The sequence below is a fragment of the Lactobacillus sp. genome, from assembly GCF_051893255.1.
Classification (GTDB): Bacteria; Bacillota; Bacilli; order Lactobacillales; family Lactobacillaceae; genus Lactobacillus.
The window spans coordinates 1-16,510 of the sequence record NZ_JBJFHB010000023.1 but is presented as its reverse complement, the minus strand read 5'-3'; the positions used below and the strand labels follow the sequence as shown (position 1 = coordinate 16,510).

Annotated in this window: 14 protein-coding genes and 1 riboswitch; of the genes, 5 read left to right on the top strand and 9 right to left on the bottom strand. The window is 49.2% G+C overall.

Annotated features, from left to right (window positions below; genetic code table 11):
• Positions 1-270 precede the first annotated feature (270 nt).
• Positions 271-735: a YbaK/EbsC family protein gene (locus ACI4WN_RS01915; protein ID WP_439776744.1), complete on the bottom strand. Its 465-nt coding sequence runs from the start codon at positions 733-735 to the stop codon at positions 271-273.
• A gap of 43 nt (positions 736-778) precedes the next feature.
• Positions 779-1,702, bottom strand: a complete 924-nt coding sequence (gene mmuM, locus ACI4WN_RS01910; protein WP_439776743.1) for a homocysteine S-methyltransferase — start codon at positions 1,700-1,702, stop codon at positions 779-781.
• Positions 1,703-1,781: 79 nt separating this feature from the next.
• Between mmuM and ACI4WN_RS01905 the strand changes: the two genes are divergently transcribed.
• Both ACI4WN_RS01905 and ACI4WN_RS01900 read left to right on the top strand, forming a co-directional pair.
• Complete coding sequence (locus ACI4WN_RS01905) at positions 1,782-3,167, top strand: amino acid permease (protein WP_439776742.1); 1,386 nt, start codon at positions 1,782-1,784, stop codon at positions 3,165-3,167.
• 95 nt (positions 3,168-3,262) lie between these two features.
• On the top strand, positions 3,263-4,522 hold the full coding sequence (locus ACI4WN_RS01900) for a carboxylate--amine ligase (RefSeq protein ID WP_439776741.1): 1,260 nt from the start codon (positions 3,263-3,265) through the stop codon (positions 4,520-4,522).
• A gap of 47 nt (positions 4,523-4,569) precedes the next feature.
• On the opposite strand, the gene ACI4WN_RS01895 is transcribed toward ACI4WN_RS01900, so the two are convergent.
• From ACI4WN_RS01895 to guaB, 4 genes are all read right to left on the bottom strand, one after another.
• Complete coding sequence (locus ACI4WN_RS01895; protein ID WP_439776740.1) at positions 4,570-5,451, bottom strand: CAP domain-containing protein; 882 nt, start codon at positions 5,449-5,451, stop codon at positions 4,570-4,572.
• 560 nt (positions 5,452-6,011) lie between these two features.
• The gene (locus tag ACI4WN_RS01890) at positions 6,012-6,575 is read right to left on the bottom strand and encodes a GNAT family N-acetyltransferase (RefSeq protein ID WP_439776739.1); all 564 of its coding nucleotides are present in this window, start codon (positions 6,573-6,575) and stop codon (positions 6,012-6,014) included.
• Between the two features lie 353 nt (positions 6,576-6,928).
• Positions 6,929-8,482, bottom strand: a complete 1,554-nt coding sequence (guaA, locus tag ACI4WN_RS01885; protein ID WP_439776738.1) for a glutamine-hydrolyzing GMP synthase — start codon at positions 8,480-8,482, stop codon at positions 6,929-6,931.
• The gene (guaB, locus tag ACI4WN_RS01880) at positions 8,482-9,639 is read right to left on the bottom strand and encodes an IMP dehydrogenase (RefSeq protein WP_439776737.1); all 1,158 of its coding nucleotides are present in this window, start codon (positions 9,637-9,639) and stop codon (positions 8,482-8,484) included. Before guaB ends, guaA begins: the two co-directional genes overlap by 1 nt.
• 187 nt (positions 9,640-9,826) lie before the next feature.
• A riboswitch (purine riboswitch) is annotated at positions 9,827-9,924 on the top strand.
• Between the two features lie 96 nt (positions 9,925-10,020).
• Between guaB and ACI4WN_RS01875 the strand changes: the two genes are divergently transcribed.
• Complete coding sequence (locus tag ACI4WN_RS01875; protein ID WP_154486245.1) at positions 10,021-10,590, top strand: xanthine phosphoribosyltransferase; 570 nt, start codon at positions 10,021-10,023, stop codon at positions 10,588-10,590.
• 27 nt (positions 10,591-10,617) lie between these two features.
• On the top strand, positions 10,618-11,907 hold the full coding sequence (locus ACI4WN_RS01870) for a nucleobase:cation symporter-2 family protein (protein WP_439776736.1): 1,290 nt from the start codon (positions 10,618-10,620) through the stop codon (positions 11,905-11,907).
• A 66-nt stretch (positions 11,908-11,973) separates the two neighbouring features.
• Here ACI4WN_RS01870 and ACI4WN_RS01865 read toward each other — a convergent pair whose 3' ends face one another.
• From ACI4WN_RS01865 to ACI4WN_RS01855, 3 genes are all read right to left on the bottom strand, one after another.
• Positions 11,974-12,327, bottom strand: coding sequence for a hypothetical protein (locus tag ACI4WN_RS01865; RefSeq protein WP_439776735.1), 354 nt, complete (start codon positions 12,325-12,327; stop codon positions 11,974-11,976).
• On the bottom strand, positions 12,324-13,604 hold the full coding sequence (locus ACI4WN_RS01860; protein ID WP_439776734.1) for a DinB/UmuC family translesion DNA polymerase: 1,281 nt from the start codon (positions 13,602-13,604) through the stop codon (positions 12,324-12,326). The genes ACI4WN_RS01865 and ACI4WN_RS01860 overlap by 4 nt, the downstream gene beginning before the upstream one ends.
• 173 nt (positions 13,605-13,777) lie before the next feature.
• Positions 13,778-14,770 (bottom strand): GMP reductase, encoded by a 993-nt coding sequence (locus ACI4WN_RS01855; RefSeq protein ID WP_439776733.1) that lies wholly within the window; start codon positions 14,768-14,770, stop codon positions 13,778-13,780.
• 181 nt (positions 14,771-14,951) lie between these two features.
• On the opposite strand from ACI4WN_RS01855, the gene ACI4WN_RS01850 reads away from it, so the two are divergent.
• Positions 14,952-16,241 (top strand): adenylosuccinate synthase, encoded by a 1,290-nt coding sequence (locus ACI4WN_RS01850; protein WP_279189896.1) that lies wholly within the window; start codon positions 14,952-14,954, stop codon positions 16,239-16,241.
• Positions 16,242-16,510: the final 269 nt, after the last annotated feature.

Genomic DNA, 16,510 nt, shown 5'->3' with positions numbered 1-16,510 from the left:
TTGTTTTGCGCCTAACGCTTAATTTTAACATTTTTTGCCGGAGAAAAGTTGCCCGGACCATCTTCAAGAAAAATCTTGCCTTAGGGCTTTACGAAAGAAAATGAAAGTATTATCATAGATATGAGAAAATTACGATTAGGTTGAGGGTCACACCAAACCTTCGACTTTATCTTCAGTAAATTGTTATTGTTGTTAAGTGTAATTTTTCACATCACAGAGAATGCGAACCGGCTGGTTCGCATTTTTTGTTTCTCTGAGATTGTTTATTGCCTATTCCGCCGTCTTGGTCACGTCCACCCAAGCCTCGTAGCCAGAGTACTTTTCCAGCTGCGGGATAGTCAGCTTGACTGCGCTGTTTTCACTGCCAGCGGCTGGAAAGACCGTTTCATGCCGCTTCAAGGATTGGTCCAAGTAGACCTTAACATTGTCTTTCACGCCAAAAGGACACACCCCGCCTGGCGCGTGGCCGATGTAGTCTTCAACCTGGTCAAAAGGAATCATCTTGGCCTTCTTGTGGAAGGTGTCCTTATACTTGCGGTTGTCGGTCCGGGCTTCCCCAGCCATCACGATCAAGATTGGCTGGTCGTTAACCAAATATGACAAAGTCTTGGCGATCTGGTCAGGTTCCGTATTTAAGGCTTGAGCGGCCAGGGCCACCGTTGCCGATGATTCAGGAAGCTCAATTACGTCAACATCCGTATCTTGGAAAAAATCTTTTACTAAGTCTACTGCCATTTGTCTGCTTCTTTCTATTTGTCACTAGTTGTTCTTTTCTTGACTAGTCAGTTTCTTTTTTAACGGCTTCGGCCAGCTTTTGAATGTCGGCTGGCATGACCGTGCAGCAGCCACCAACGATGGTAGCTCCGGCCTTGACCCAGTCAGGGCCTGCCTGGCCAAAGTCCGGAGCATCTGGTGGGTAGACCCACTTTTTCACTTGCGGGTCGTATTCAGCACCGGAATTGGGGTAAACGATAATCTTATCCGTTACCCCCTTTAAGGTCTTGATGGCATCAACCGTCCACTTCAGCTTCATGCAGTTGACCCCAGTTGCGAAAACCTGCGGATAAGCCTGCACGGCTTGAGCAGCCTCAGTTAGCGGCGTCCCCTCGCTGATGGTCTGGGGATCCTTTAAGGAAAAGCTGACATAAACGTCTAAAGTTGGATAGGTCTTTTGCACATAGTCCAAAATGGCCAAGACTTCTTCTAGCTTGGGCTGGGTTTCGATAGCCAAGCAGTCGACCCCGCCCTGCACTAGCTCGTCAATCCGCGGTGCGTGAAAGTCCATGTATTCTTCTGGAGTCAAGTGGTAGTCGCCCCGGTATTCATTCCCATCAGCCAAATAAGCCCCGTAAGGGCCGACCGAACCCGCCACATAGTTGTGGACCCCGGTTGCTTGTTCGTAGTCGTCTCGGGCCTGAATGGCGATTTCAGCCGACTTTTTAATCAGATACCGGGCCTGTTGCTCGCTATAGCCATATTTTGCAAAAGCGGGCAAGCTGGCCTGGTAGCTGTCGGTGATGGTAATCCGGGCGCCAGCTTTAAAGTAGTCATAGTGGACCTGGTAGACCCGGCCCGGGTGATCAACTAGGGCCTTGGCCGTCCACAGGTCAGAATTGGTTTCTTCGCCCATGGCCTCTAGAGGCGTTGACATGGATCCATCCAAAATCACGGGTTTCGTTAGTTTATCAAGCAAGTTCGTCATAGTTTTCACCTCTAGTTTGTGCTATCCTGTAATAGTCCTTATTTTAATCAAAAACTAATCAAATTTAAAGAGGTATTTCATGGCTAATCAAGAAAAAGTTGAACACCTCGAGCGGAAGATGGAGGCCCGCCACATCCAGATGATCTCCTTAGGGGGCGTGATCGGGACGGGGCTTTTCCTCAGCTCAGGCTACACCATCAAGCAAGCTGGCCCGATTGGCACCATCATCGCCTACTTCTTCGGGGCCATCCTGGTCTACGCGGTCATGCTCTGTCTAGGCGAATTGTCCGTGGCGATGCCTTACACCGGCTCTTTCCACGTCTATGCCAAAAATCTGCTCAGCCCCGCTACCGGTTTTACCGTGGCCATCCTCTACTGGCTGACCTGGACCATCGCTCTTGGCAGTGAATTTACGGCTTCCGGGATCATTATGCAAAAGTGGTTCCCGGCGGTCCCGGTCTGGGTCTGGAGCCTAGTCTTCATGATCCTGATCTTTTTATCCAACTACTTCTCAGTCAAGGTCTTTGCGGAAAGCGAGTTCTGGTTTGCGGCCATTAAGGTAGCGGCGATCGTGGCCTTCATCATTTTGGGCTCTCTAGCCATTATTGGCCTGATCCCCATGAAGGGCTACCAGCATGCGCCAGGCTTGGCCAACTTGACCAAGGATGGCTGGTTCCCGACCGGCTTTGGCGGCGTCTTCACCACCATGCTCACGGTCAACTTCGCCTTTTCCGGGACGGAATTAATCGGAATCACGGCTGGAGAAGCTAAAAATCCAGAAAAGACCCTGCCCAAGGCCATTCACACCACCTTGTGGCGCTTGATCATCTTCTTCATCGGCTCCATCTTCGTCATGGCCTGCCTGATCCCTTACAAGCAAGCTGGCGTAACCGAGAGTCCTTTTGTCCACATCTTCAAGCAGATGGGCATCCCCTACGCTAGCGACATCATGAACTTCGTCGTCTTGACGGCCATCATCTCCGCCGGCAACTCCGGCCTGTACGCTTCAACCAGAATGCTCTGGTCCCTAGGCAACGAAGGCACCATCCCGGTTGCCTTCGCCAAAACCAACAAACGGGGCATCCCGGCCATCTCCCTCGTTGTCAGCATGCTGGGCGGGGTCTTCTCGCTTTTAACCAGCGTTTACGCCGCCGACACCATCTACCTGGTCCTGGTCTCCATTTCCGGCCTGGCCGTGGTCTTCGTCTGGATGGCCATCGCTCTATGCCAGATCAGCTTTAGAAAAAAGTGGCTGGCTGAGGGCCACAGCGTCAGCGAGTTGAAGTTCAAGACGCCTTGGTACCCCTTCACCCCGTGGTTTGCCTTTATCGCCAGCCTGGCCTCATGCCTTCTCATCTGGTTTGACCCCTCCCAGCGGGTAGCCTTGTACGCTACTGTGCCATTCGTGGGTCTCTGCTACCTGGCCCACCACTTTTATGCCAAAAAGAAACAGGCAAAAGCCTAAAAAAAGTCCTTCCCTTATAGCATTTGTTTTTAAAGGTGCTATTATAGGAAAGGACTTTTTTAGATTCAAATTTAAGATAGAAACCTGGCAAAACAATGCAAAAATTTACCCCAATCCTGTTAGGCAGCGACATCAACGTGTACGGGATGGCGCGCTCCTTTAACGAAGCTTACGGCATCAAGGTCACAGCCCTGGCTGCCAGCACCCTGGCTCCCACCCGCTACTCCAAGATCGTCAATATTGAGCAGCACCCCGGCTTTAGCGAAGACCCAGAATTCATCAAGGTCATGCGGGAGAAGATCAAGGAATACAAGAACCACGAAGAACCGGTAATCCTGATCTCCTGCGGGGACGGCTATTCTGAGCTCTTGGCCAAGCACAAGAAAGAATTGGAAGAGGCCTTCATCGTGCCTTATATCGACTACAGCCTTTTGAAAAAGCTGATCTCTAAAGAAGGCTTTTACGAAGTCTGCGAAGAATACGGCTTGCCGTACCCTAAGACCAAGATCATCACCATGGCCGACTACCAAGATGGATCTTACGCGGATGTGCCTTTCGCCTTCCCGGTTGCCTTAAAGCCAGAAGACCCAGTCTCCTGGCTGGATGTCCAATTTGAAGGACGGAAAAAGGCTTTTGTCATCAAGGACCTAGCCGAATTTAAGGACATCGTGGGCAAGATCTACACTAACGGCTATAAAGAAGACCTGATCCTCCAAGACTTCATCCCGGGCGATGACTCCAACATGCGGGTCCTGAACGCTTATGTGGATAAAAACCACCAGGTCAAGATGATGTGCCTGGGCCACCCGCTCTTGGAAGACCCAGACCCCATCGCCATCGGCAACTACATGGTGATCACGCCGGACTATGACCAACAGCTCTACAACGCGGTTAAGGCTTTTTTGGAAAAAATTAACTACACCGGCATGGCCAACTTCGACATCAAGTACGATAGCCGTGATGGCCAGTACAAGTTCTTTGAGATCAACCTCCGCCAAGGCCGCTCCAGCTTCTACGTCACCTTGAACGGCTACAACCTGGCCAAGTGGTACATCGATGACTACGTAGAGGACTCCTTGAAGGACAAGGAAACCGTCTATGGCAACAAGAATCCGCAAACCCACCGCCTCTGGCTGGGGGTTCCGCCCAAGATTTTTGAAAAGTACGCCGTTGACTCAGATGCCAAGATGGCGGCCATGGCCCTCTTAAATGACAAGCGCTACGGGACGACCGTCTTTTACAAGAAGGACTTCAGCCCCAAGAGATGGCTGCTGATGAAGCATATGTACCACAACTACTACAAGGACTACGAGCGCTACTTCAAGGTCAACAAAGCAGCTTACTTTGACAAGTAAAAAATACAAAAATGGCACTTCCTGTTGGAAGTGCCATTTTTTATCTCTTAGTTGTGGAATTCGATTACGATGCAAACCATTGCGTTAGCGCCAGTGCCGTAGTGGCCAACGCCGATGTAGGCTTGGTGGTTGCCACCATCAACCATCATGGTGTAGTGTTCGTAAGTCCCGCTGATGTTGGTGATGTTCTTTCTGGTCTTCTTAACAACGATTGCTTGGTAGTCGTTCTTTTCGTCTTGCATGTTTTCGGTGAAGGTGCTCGTGATTGCGGATGCCATTGCGCTAGTGGCGTTGCCAGTATTAGCGTCGTAGTAGCAAGCGTGAAGAGTTTCACCGCCGTGGTAGTAAACCTTGCCGTGAACGATTGGGTAAGTGTTCAGGTAAGTTGGGAGACTTTCGTAGCCAGAGTGGTCGTAAGTCCCAGTAGTTACGTATTGCTTTGCCTTAGCAGTAGCACGCTTGTCCAAAACGGCGTTGTACTTGGCGTTAAGACGTACGGCCTTAACGCCTGCCTTAGCACGGAAGCTGTTAACTACGCTCAAAGCTGCTTGACGCAGTTGCAGTTGGCTGTCAGTTGAAGTTGCCTTAACAGCGGTCTTCTTAGTACTCTTAACAGCCTTGTAGGTGATCTTAACCGTCTTGTTCTTGGTCTTAGAAGTTACCTTAGCTGCCTTAACAGTTGAAGTACTTGCCTTGTAGCCAGCTTGCTTAGGAGCCTTGTAAGCCTTCCAAGTAGCCGTGCCCCACTTCTTGCCGCTCTTTCTTAAAACAGCGACTTGTTTAACAGTTGTGTAGTGGCTAGGACGGTAAACCTTGATCGTCCGGGTTACAGTCTTAGTAGTTGAGGCCTTTGCTGAAACAGGAGCTGGCGTTGCTGCTAAGCCAAGGAATGCTGCAAATGCTGCCAGCGTTAAAATCGTCTTTTTCATAATAGTACCTCTATATCTACACAATGATAAGTATTACTCGTTCCTTATCTTTACACTTATGATTATAGACGCTTTATTACCGTTTGTCGATAGATTTTCACCGATTTTTATTACTTTTTGATTATGAAAATCACGAATCAACAAATATTGCTGTCGCAGTGGTGTTCTAGATTGTATAGATGATTGTCTATAGACTGGAGCTATGACATTCAGGCTCACCGCCCTTTCGCCTTCACGAAAGCTTGATACATAGCCATTTCATAGTGGTTATTTGATATTTTTGAACATTTTTGCAATTATCAAAGCAGAATGCCTTATAAGCATCTTTTTAGCCACGGCTTCAATCACTAGTCCGTAAAATATTATCAATCACTTAATAATTGACTATAACAAATAGTGAAGACTATTTCTGTTTTAATATAATCGAAACGTAATGGTATGGCAGGGCTAGATTATAATAATGATTGCATTTTACCTATCACCATAGTATTTTTCCTTCTTAAACCAAAAAAGACTTCTAGCATTTTGCTAAAAGTCTTTCGTCTTTATTCTGTTTGTTCCTATTTATTTTTGACTTCTGGATAAGGCACAAATTCAGGCAAGCTCTGGTGATCGGTCAGTTCCTTTTCCATCCAGATCATGTCGTACCAGCGACCAAACTTGTTAGCACAGGAGTGGAACCGCCCTACCTGCCGGTAGCCCAGATGGGCATGGTAGTCGGCACTATTGGTCGTCAGGTACTCGTCAGCTTTTTGCGGATAGGCGATGCAGGCATACAGATTGCAAATCCCCATCTTCCGCAGAGCCTCTTCCATGGCCAGGTACAGCTTTTTGCCAAAACCTCCGCCGCGCTGGCTAGAATCCAGGTAAATGGTCATCTCGCAGGACCACTGGTAGGCTTCTCGCGGGTTAAACGGCCCCGCGTAGGCATAGCCGGCGACCTCGCCATCTTTGACGATCACCAGGTACGGATAGGTCTCCATCGTCTTGGCCATCCGCGCTTCAAAGTCCGCAGCCGTTACCGGCTCAGTTTCAAAGGTAATCGCCGTTTTCTCAATGTAGTAGTTGTAAATCTCGACCAGCCGTTGGCTGTCTTCCAGCTTTGCATCCCGAATTTCGATCATTTTCCCGCCTCCAGTGCTTTTAATACCACCGATTATCTCACCTTAGTTATTCCCTTGTCAAAAAGTCTTTGGCTAACTACGTTTGGGGGAATTAATTACCTAAAATTGCCGTGGCTAACTACGTCAGGGGGAAGCACTCGCCGAAAATCGCCGTGGCTAACTACGTCAGGGGGAAGCACTCGCCAAAAATCGCCATGGCTAGCAACGCTTGAGGGAGTCACTTGCCAAAAATCCCCATGGCTAGCAACTTTTGAGGGAATCACTTGCCTAAAATCCCCATGGCTAGCAACCTTTGAGGGAGTCTCCCCTCGCTAAGGCAAAAAAGAACTCGCCAAAGCGAGTTCTTTTATATCTTATTCGTATTCGATCGTTGCAGGTGGCTTACTCGTCACATCGTAGAGTACGCGGTTAACCTGCTTGACTTCGTTGACGATCCGTACTGAGATCTTTTGCAAAACATCCCATGGAATCTGAGCAAAGTCAGCAGTCATCCCGTCGATGGACGTCACCGCCCGGATGCAGACTGCGTAGTCGTAAGTCCGACCGTCGCCCATGACCCCAACGCTGCGCATTCCTGGCAAGGCAACGAAGTATTGCCAGATGCTTTCTTGCAGACCAGCGTTCTTGATTTCTTCCCGCAAGATGGCGTCAGCATCGCGCACGATCCGCAGCTTTTCTTCCGTAATTTCGCCAATTACCCGGATTGCTAAACCTGGGCCTGGGAATGGCTGACGCCATACCAAGTCGTGTGGCAAGCCCAGCTTTTCGCCCAAGACGCGAACTTCGTCCTTAAACAATTGACGGAGTGGTTCGATCAGCTTAAATTGCAGGTCTTCTGGCAAGCCCCCAACATTGTGGTGACTCTTGATGGTGTGGGCCGTGTCGGTACCTGATTCGATAACGTCAGTGTACAAGGTCCCTTGAGCCAAGAACTTAGCGTTCTTGATCTTCTTAGCTTCATCGTTGAAGACTTGTACGAATTCGTTACCGATGATCTTCCGCTTCTTTTCTGGGTCAGTAACGCCAGCCAGCTTCTTCATGAAGCGGTCCTTAGCATCAACTCTCACGATGTTGACGCCCAGACCTTCCTTCAAAGCAGCCATAACTTCTTCGCTTTCGTTCTTTCTCAAAAGACCGTGGTCAACGAAGATCGCCGTCAATTGGCTGCCGATGGCCTTGTGCAAAAGGGTTGCAGTAACGCTAGAGTCAACCCCGCCGGAGATCCCCAAGATAACGTTGCTGTCGCCTACTTCTTCACGGATGCTTTGAACTGACAAGTCAATAAAGTCATCCATGGTCCAGTTGGCTTCAGCGCCGCAAACGTCAAAGGCAAAGCGGCGCAGGATGTCCAAGCCGTATTCAGAGTTGCGCACTTCTGCATGGAACTGAATAGCGTAGAACTTGCGGCTTGGGTCAGCCATAGAAGCGATTGGACAGTTGTGGCTTGAAGCCAAAACCTTGAAGCCTGCTGGCACTTCGGTTACCAAGTCGCCGTGGCTCATCCAAACAACTTGCTTTGCTGGCAAGCTCTTGTAGATCAAGGCTTCTGGATCCTTAACTTCGATTTCAGCACTGCCGTATTCAGCGTCTTCTGCCTTTTCGACCTTGCCGCCCAGTTCCTTGGTCATCAGCTGCATCCCGTAGCAGATGCCCAAAATTGGAATCCCCAATTCAAAAATTTCTGGGTCCACGTCCAGCGCGTTTTCGTCATAAACGGAGTTTGGACCACCAGAGAAGATAATCCCCTTAGGGGCAATCTTCTTTACTTCATCAGCGGTAATGGTATGTGGCAAAAGTTCGGAGTAAATGCCAAAGTCACGAATCCGGCGAGTAATCAATTGGTTGTATTGGCTGCCGAAGTCCAATACGATGATTTTGTCAAAGTTGCTTAAGTCAATCTTGGCCATTAGAAGTCGATCCCTCCGTAGTTAGGTGCTGCCTTGCTCATCATGACGTCGTGTGGGTGAGATTCGCGCAGACCAGCGTTTGAAATGCGGACAAATTGTGCAGTGTCAATCAGCTTTTGGATGTTTTCAGCACCGCAGTAGCCCATACCTGAACGCAAACCGCCCAAGATTTGGTAAACAACGTTGTTAACTGAGCCCTTGTAGGAAACAACAGCTTCGATGCCTTCTGGAACCAGCTTGTTGGCTTCGTTAATGCCGCCTTGGAAGTAACGGTCACTTGAGCCGTGTTGTTGTGACATCGCACCAACTGATCCCATGCCGCGGTATGACTTAACCAAGCGGCCATCAGCACCTTGTTGGACGTCGCCAGGTGCTTCTTCAGTACCTGACAGCATGGAGCCCAGCATTACGGCGTTGCCGCCGGCTGCCAATGCCTTGACCACGTCACCGGAGTACTTGATCCCACCGTCAGCGATGATTGGCTTGCCGAATTCCTTGGCAACGTCAGCTGCGTCGTAAATCGCAGTCAATTGTGGTACGCCGACACCGGCAACGACTCTCGTAGTGCAGATTGAGCCTGGCCCAATCCCAACCTTAACAACGTCAACGCCGGCTTCAAACAAGGCACGAGTGCCTTCGCCAGTAGCCACGTTACCAGCAATCAAGGTGTTCTTTGGGAAGTGGTCGCGGATTTCCTTGATCTTGCGCAAAACGCCGGCTGAGTGGCCGTGAGCCGTGTCGATTACGATGGCATCAGCGCCAGCTTCAAACAAAGCTTCTGCTCTTTCAAAGGTGTCGCTAGTAACGCCGACAGCAGCAGCTACCAAGAGCTTGCCGTCCTTGTCAACGGCTGCGTGAGTGTCAGCTTCAGTAACTGGGGTGTTCTTAGCCAGTCTTACTTCGTCAGCTTGTGCCTTGATTGAAAGGTTCTTGTGGATAACCCCCAAGCCGCCCATCTTAGCCATGGCAGCAGCCATCTTGCCTTCAGTTACAGTGTCCATCCCGGCAGAAACGATCGGAATGTTCAACTTCAGGTTGTCGGCTAATTGCGTTGACAGATCAACTTCGTTTGGCAAAACGTGACTTTCGGCTGGAATTAAGAGCACATCGTCAAAAGTAATACCTTCTTTAGCAAATTTGGTTTCCCACAAAGACATGATTTCATCCTTTCAAAAAACTCTGATACTTTTAATTAAACAACTTTACACGTTTTTCCGGTCGAGGTCAACAAAAAACGAATCTTTCGCTTATTTTTTTAATCAATTGCTTATTTACAGGCGAAATTAGCAATTTTCTAACAAATATATTTGATTTAATTCGGTTTTTGCTGTAATATTTAGCAATAACTTAACAAATGATCTTATCTATATATCGCTGTAATATGGTCAGCAGTCTCTACCCGGGGCCGTAAATCCCGGACTATAGGTACTAGAAGTCTGTTCGACAATATTTGAGATTGCCATAGCTTCTTTTACCTAATTCTACTTGGTAAAAGAAGCTTTTTTGCTTTTATCGTTTATTTGTTCATAAGGAGTAACATGAAGCTTTTAGAAGAACGCATTGAAAAAGATGGCGTTGTTTTACCTGGGGACGTTTTAAAGGTTAATTCCTTCCTCAACCACCAAATCGACCCCCAATTAATGATGACTTTGGGTGAAGAATTTGCCCGCCTCTTTAAAGACGCTGGCGTCACCCGCGTCTTGACGGCAGAAGCCAGCGGGATTGCTCCCGGGATCATGGCTGCCTACTGCTTGGGCGTGCCGATGGTCTTTGCCAGAAAAAAGAAGCCATCTACGGTGACCGACGATGTCTACACCGCGGAAGTCTTCTCTTACACCAAGCACGTGACCAACACCATCTCCGTTGAAGCCAAGTTTTTGGACAAAGACGACAAGATCTTGGTGATCGACGACTTCTTGGCTAACGGCGAAGCAGCCAAGGGCTTGATTTCTTTGGCTGAACAAGCCGGCGCTGAAGTCGTTGGCGTGGGCGTTGTCGTTGAAAAAGCCTTCCAAGGCGGCCATGACTGGCTGCTTGACCACGGCTACCGCTTGGAAGCCCTGGCCAGCATCAAGGAATTCAAAGACGGCAAAGTTATCTTTAACTAAGATTTACGTGGGAGTAAAAACTAAAAAATGGATCAAACTCAAGAACCATCACAAGGACGTTCTTTTGTACTGGGCCTGCAGCACCTGTTAGCCATGTACTCTGGCGCAGTTGCTGTTCCAATCTTGATTGGGAACGCCCTGCACTTTAACTCAGAACAATTGACTTACCTGGTTTCCATCGACATCTTTATGTGCGGGTTGGCTACTCTGCTCCAATTGATGCGGAACCGCTACTTCGGGATTGGCCTGCCAGTCGTTTTAGGCTGCGCTATCCAAGCCGTGGCCCCACTGGAAATGATCGGGCAAAAGTATTCAGTCGGCACCATGTACGGCTCCATCATCGTAGCCGGGATCTTCGTCTTCTTGATCGCTGGGGTCTTCTCCAAGATCAAAAAGCTCTTCCCGCCAGTCGTTACCGGGACTTTAATCACCACGATCGGCTTAACCCTGATCCCCGTCGGCATCCAAAACCTGGGCGGGGGCACGGCAACGGCCAAGGACTTCGGCAGTCCCAAGAACTTGATCGTTGGCTTTGTGACCATCTTGGTCATCGTGGCTCTGCAGGCTTTTGCCAAGGGCTTCTTGTCCTCCATCTCTGTTTTGGTTGGCCTGATCGTCGGCACCCTCTTAGCGGCCTGCCTGGGCATGGTTAGCCTGGCTCCAGTTAGTCAAGCAGCCTGGTTCCACTTCCCGCAATTCTTCTACTTCGGGATGCCAAAATTTGAATGGTCATCCAGCTTAACCATGATGATCATTGCCCTGGTTTCCATGGTGGAATCAACTGGCGTCTTCTTCGCCTTGGGCGACCTCTTAGGCAAGGAAATTACGGAAGATGACTTAAAGCGCGGCTACCGAGCTGAAGGCTTGGCCCAAATCTTCGGCGGCCTCTTCAACACTTTCCCATACACGACCTTCTCCCAAAACGTGGGTCTGCTCCAATTGTCTGGCATCCGGTCCAAGCGGCCAATCTACTGGGCAGCCGGCCTCCTCATGGCCATGGGGCTCTTACCAAAGGTTGGTGCCCTGGTAACCATCATGCCAACTGCCGTTTTGGGCGGGGCCATGGTAGTCATGTTCTCTTCCATCGCCGTGCAAGGGATCAAGATGCTCTTAAAGGTTGACTTTAACGACAACCACAACCTCTTGATCGTGGCCATTTCCTTGGGGCTGGGCCTGGGCGTGTCCGTTTACCCAAGCATCTTCCAATTCCTGCCTGCATCCCTTCAACTGTTCCTGGAAAACGGGATCGTGATTGCCTCCATCTCTTCAGTTCTCTTGAACCTGATCTTTAAGGGCAAAAAGGGATTAGACGAATAATTCAAATCTGCACTTTCATTGATTAGCGAAAATCGAAGCTGCCACTTGGCAGCTTTTTTCTTTTGCCTACAGCACGATCACCTGCACGATCTCGTCTAGATCCAGCTTTTGCTGACCAATCAAGATCCCGCCTTCTTGGTCAGCCGCAACCGGCCCCGTTACCGTCTTAAAGTGGCCCTCGCTGTCAACCTGGCATAAGACGACCTTGACCGGCTTGTCACTGAAGCAAGCAAGATATAGCGCATTAGCCGCCTCTTCTTGGCTCATCGCCACCGGCTTAAAAGCCGGCGCGGCATCCGCTTTGCGCGCCCGGGCCAGCTGCTCGCGGTGGTCGCTTAGGAAAAAGCCTTCCCACTTCAGCATCCCCCGGTCTTGGTAGTGGGCGAAAAAGTCCTCCACCCGCTTGTCAAAGGCACTCATGCCTGGTGCCCGCCAATCAGGCGGCTGCGGCGAATAGCCGTTGCCCCCGGCAAGAGGCTGGCTGCCCGGACTAAGCTGACAAAGCCGTATTTATTCCGGATTTGGTCCACAATCTGATCAAAACGCCGCTTCTTCTCGGCTGCTTCCGGGGAAATAAACAAGTCCAGCTGCATGGCCGTCGCTGGCGCCAAATAGCCGCACGACACGCCCAATTGCCGGACGGCTTGCCCGCGCCAGTTTTGGCGAAAAATTCTCCACAGGAAATCCACCAAATCTTTAGACACATCGGTAGGCGTGATCTTGACTTGCTTGGTGAAGCCCCGTTCTTCTTCTAAATAGGAATAGCCGACTTCTAGACGAACCTGACCAGCTAAGAGTCCCTTGGCCCGAATCCGGCTGGCTACTTGGTCAGCTAATTCCTCAATCACGATCTCGATCTGCCGCTGGTCCAAATAGTCCCGGTCTAAGATCTGTGAGTTTCCGCAGCTTTTCCCATGAGGCCGGCGCTCTTTGATGATACTCCGGTCCACCCCCCAGCTGATGGCAAAAAGCTGGTCGCCCAAAAGACCAAATTCCTTGTGAAGTACAGCCGGATCGCTGTGGGCCAGCTGGTACATGTTATGGATGCCCAGTCTTTCCAGCCTCCGCGCCGTCCGGGTGTTGATGCTCCACACGTCTTCTAGATTCTTGACCTGCCAGATGGTGTCAGGGACATCAATATAGTGCCAGTAGGCAATCATCGACTTGCGGTGCTTGGCCGACAGGTCCATGGCCAGTTTAGCCAGCAAGGGATTTTCCCCAATCCCACAGGTTGTATACAAGCCCAGTTCATCATGGATGTCTTTTTGAATCTTTCGGGCCACCAGATAAGGGTCTTCGCCAAACAGCTTCCACGAAGCAGTCATGTCGATCATGGCTTCATCGATCGAGTAAACATAGATGTCCTCATCAGCGGCATATTTTCTAAAAATCTCCCGCACTGCCATGCTCTTTTCAATATATAAGGCCATGTGCGGCTGGACGATCATTAAATCTGGTGCTTCTTGCCGGCTGGGCAGGTCTTTGGCCCGCATAACGTTCTTTAAGCCGTACTTGCTCTTGGCCACAGGAGAAGCCGCCATGACCAAGGCACTCTTTCCGGCTTCTGGCCGAGACAAGACGACGAGCGGCACCAGCATCGGGTTCAGCCCCAGTCGCAAGGCCTCACACGAGGCAAAAAAGGACTTGTTGTCAATCATGAAAATCAGCCGGTGCGGCTCATAGCGGTAATCATACATCGTCTTTGCCCCCTCACTTGACATTTCTGGAATTTTGAACACTTGTTCGAATTTCGATAACTCTATTTTAGAACGTTAGTTCGAAATTGCAAGCGAACGCAGAAAAAAATTGCTTCAAAATTTTTGAAGCAATTTTCGGTTTATTCAGTTTTGCCTTTTTCATGTTATTCGGCTTAATAGTCGCCGTTCATGATCGTGTTCTTGACGATCACGTAGTCAACCCGCTTGATTGATTCTAGGTCCTTGCCGCCGGCGTAAGAAATTGAAGACTGCAAGTCTTCCTTCATCTCTTCCAAGGTGTCAGCGATGTGGCCCCGGTATGGCACCAGCATCTGCTTGCCTTCAACGTTGCGGTAAGCACCCTTTTGCACTTCACTGGCTGAGCCCCAATATTGCTTATAGGTCTTGCCGTCAATCTTGATGATGTTGCCAGGAGATTCTTCATGACCGGCTAGCATGGAGCCGATCATGACCATGCTAGCGCCGAAGCGGACCGACTTGGCGATGTCACCGTTGTGGCGGATGCCGCCGTCAGCGATCAATGGCTTTCTGGCTACCTTGCTGCACATTCTTAAAGCAGCTAACTGCCAGCCGCCCGTACCAAAACCGGTCTTGAGCTTGGTGATGCAGGCCTTGCCTGGGCCAACGCCCACCTTGGTAGCGTCAGCGCCGGCATTTTCCAGTTCCCGGACAGCTTCTGGGGTAGCCACGTTGCCGACCGTCAAAAAGGTATCTGGCATCTTTTCCTTGATGTACTTGATCATCTTGATCACGTAAACGGAATGACCGTGGGCCACATCGATAGTGGTGTATTCTGGGATCAAGTTTTCCTTAACCAGACTGTCGATAAAGTCGTATTCGTCATCCTTAATGCCAACGGAAATTGAGGCAAAAAGGCCCTTTTCGTGCATCATCTTGATAAAACCAGCCCGCTTTTCTGGAGCAAAACGGTGCATCACATAGTAATAGCCATTTTCTGCTAGCCAAACAGCTAAGTTTTCATCGATTACGCTGGCCATGTTGGCTGGAACGACTGGGATCTTAAAAGTTCGGTTTCCAAACTTAACGCTAGTATCGCATTCCTTACGGGACTTTACGATTGCTTTGTTGGGAACCAGTTGAATATCATCATAGTCAAAGGCTTCCATACTGAAATAATTACTCATTTTTCCAGCTCCTTTTCTAAATTACCTTTGATACTTTACTTACATTTTTATAAAAAGTCAAGACTTATTCGGACGATTCACGAACATTTAAAAAATATTATTCGGATTTTTATTGACTAATTGGCTCGTAAATGCTAATCTTTCATACGTAAGTTTAACGAAATTTTTTTGAGGTGAAAAAATGACATCAATCGCAGTTGTCGGCAGCCAATGGGGCGACGAAGGCAAAGGTAAGATTACTGACTTTTTAGGAACGACCGCTGACTTATCAGTCCGCGCCAACGGTGGTAACAACGCTGGCCACACCATCGACTTTGATGGCAAGGAATTCAAGATGCGGCTCATCCCTTCCGGGATCTTCGCAGCTAAGTTAGGTGCCGTAATCGGCAACGGGGTCGTTATCAACCCAGAAGTCCTTTTAGGCGAATTAGACAACCTGGAAAAGAGCGGCATTGACACCAGCAACTTAAAGATCTCAAACCGTGCGCACGTGATCATGCCTTACCACGTAATGCAAGACACTTATGAAGAAGAAGCTAAGGGCAGCTTGAAGGTCGGCACGACCAAGAACGGGATCGGGCCAACTTACATGGACAAGGCTTCTAGAATCGGCATCCGGGTTTGCGACTTGATCGACCCAGAAACTTTTGCTGAAAAATTGCGCTTCAACTTGGAAAGCAAGAACGCACTGTTCACCAAGGTTTACGGCAAGCCAGCGATGGACTTTGACGAAATCTACAACAAGTACGTTGAATACGGCAAGCGCATCGCTAAGTACGTTTGCGACACGTCTCTTTACGTAAACGACGCTTTAGACAAGGACGAAAAGGTCCTCTTTGAAGGTGCTCAAGGGATCATGCTGGACATTGACCAAGGTACCTACCCATTTGTCAGCTCATCTAACTCCGTTTCCGGCGGGATTGCTTCCGGCAGCGGGATCGGTGCCAACCGGATCAAGACGGTCTTAGGGATCTGCAAGGCCTACACCACTAGAGTTGGTGCTGGTCCATTCCCAACTGAATTGAACAACGAAACTGGCGACAAGATCAGAGACATCGCCCACGAATACGGTACGGTTACTGGCCGTCCACGCCGGGTTGGCTGGTTTGACTCAGTTGCCCTGCGTCACGCAAAGCGTGTAGCCGGCATCAGCGCTTTGAGCTTGAACCTGCTGGACGTCTTCAGCGGCTTTGACAAGATCAAGGTCTGCGTAGCCTACGACTTGAACGGTGAACAAATCGACTACTACCCAGCCAACTTGAAGGAAGTTGAAGCTTGCCAGCCAATCTACGAAGAATTGCCAGCTTGGGAAGAAGACATTACTTCTGCCAAGAAGTGGGAAGATCTTCCAGAAAATGCGCAAAACTTCGTTAAGAGAATCAGCGAATTGACTGGCGTACCAGTTGTGACTGTTTCTGTTGGTCCAGACCGGGAACAAACCATCGTTTTGCAAGACCCATGGACTTTGTAAAAAATTGATATCTACTAAGAGCCTCGTCTTTGAACGGAGCTCTTTTTTATTTGACTTTTTATAGCAATATTAAAAAATTAATATTGTACAATCCCAAAAAAGTGCTACCATAAGGGCGTAGGTAACAGGTTTTATTTGGAGGGCTAAAAATGAAAAAGCTAAAAGACATCTTAACAAGTAAAGTTGCTACAAGTATTCTCGTTTTTATCTTTATCTTTTATGCAGGTTGGACAGCCGCTGAAGCATTTATCGAATTCAAATACAAGATA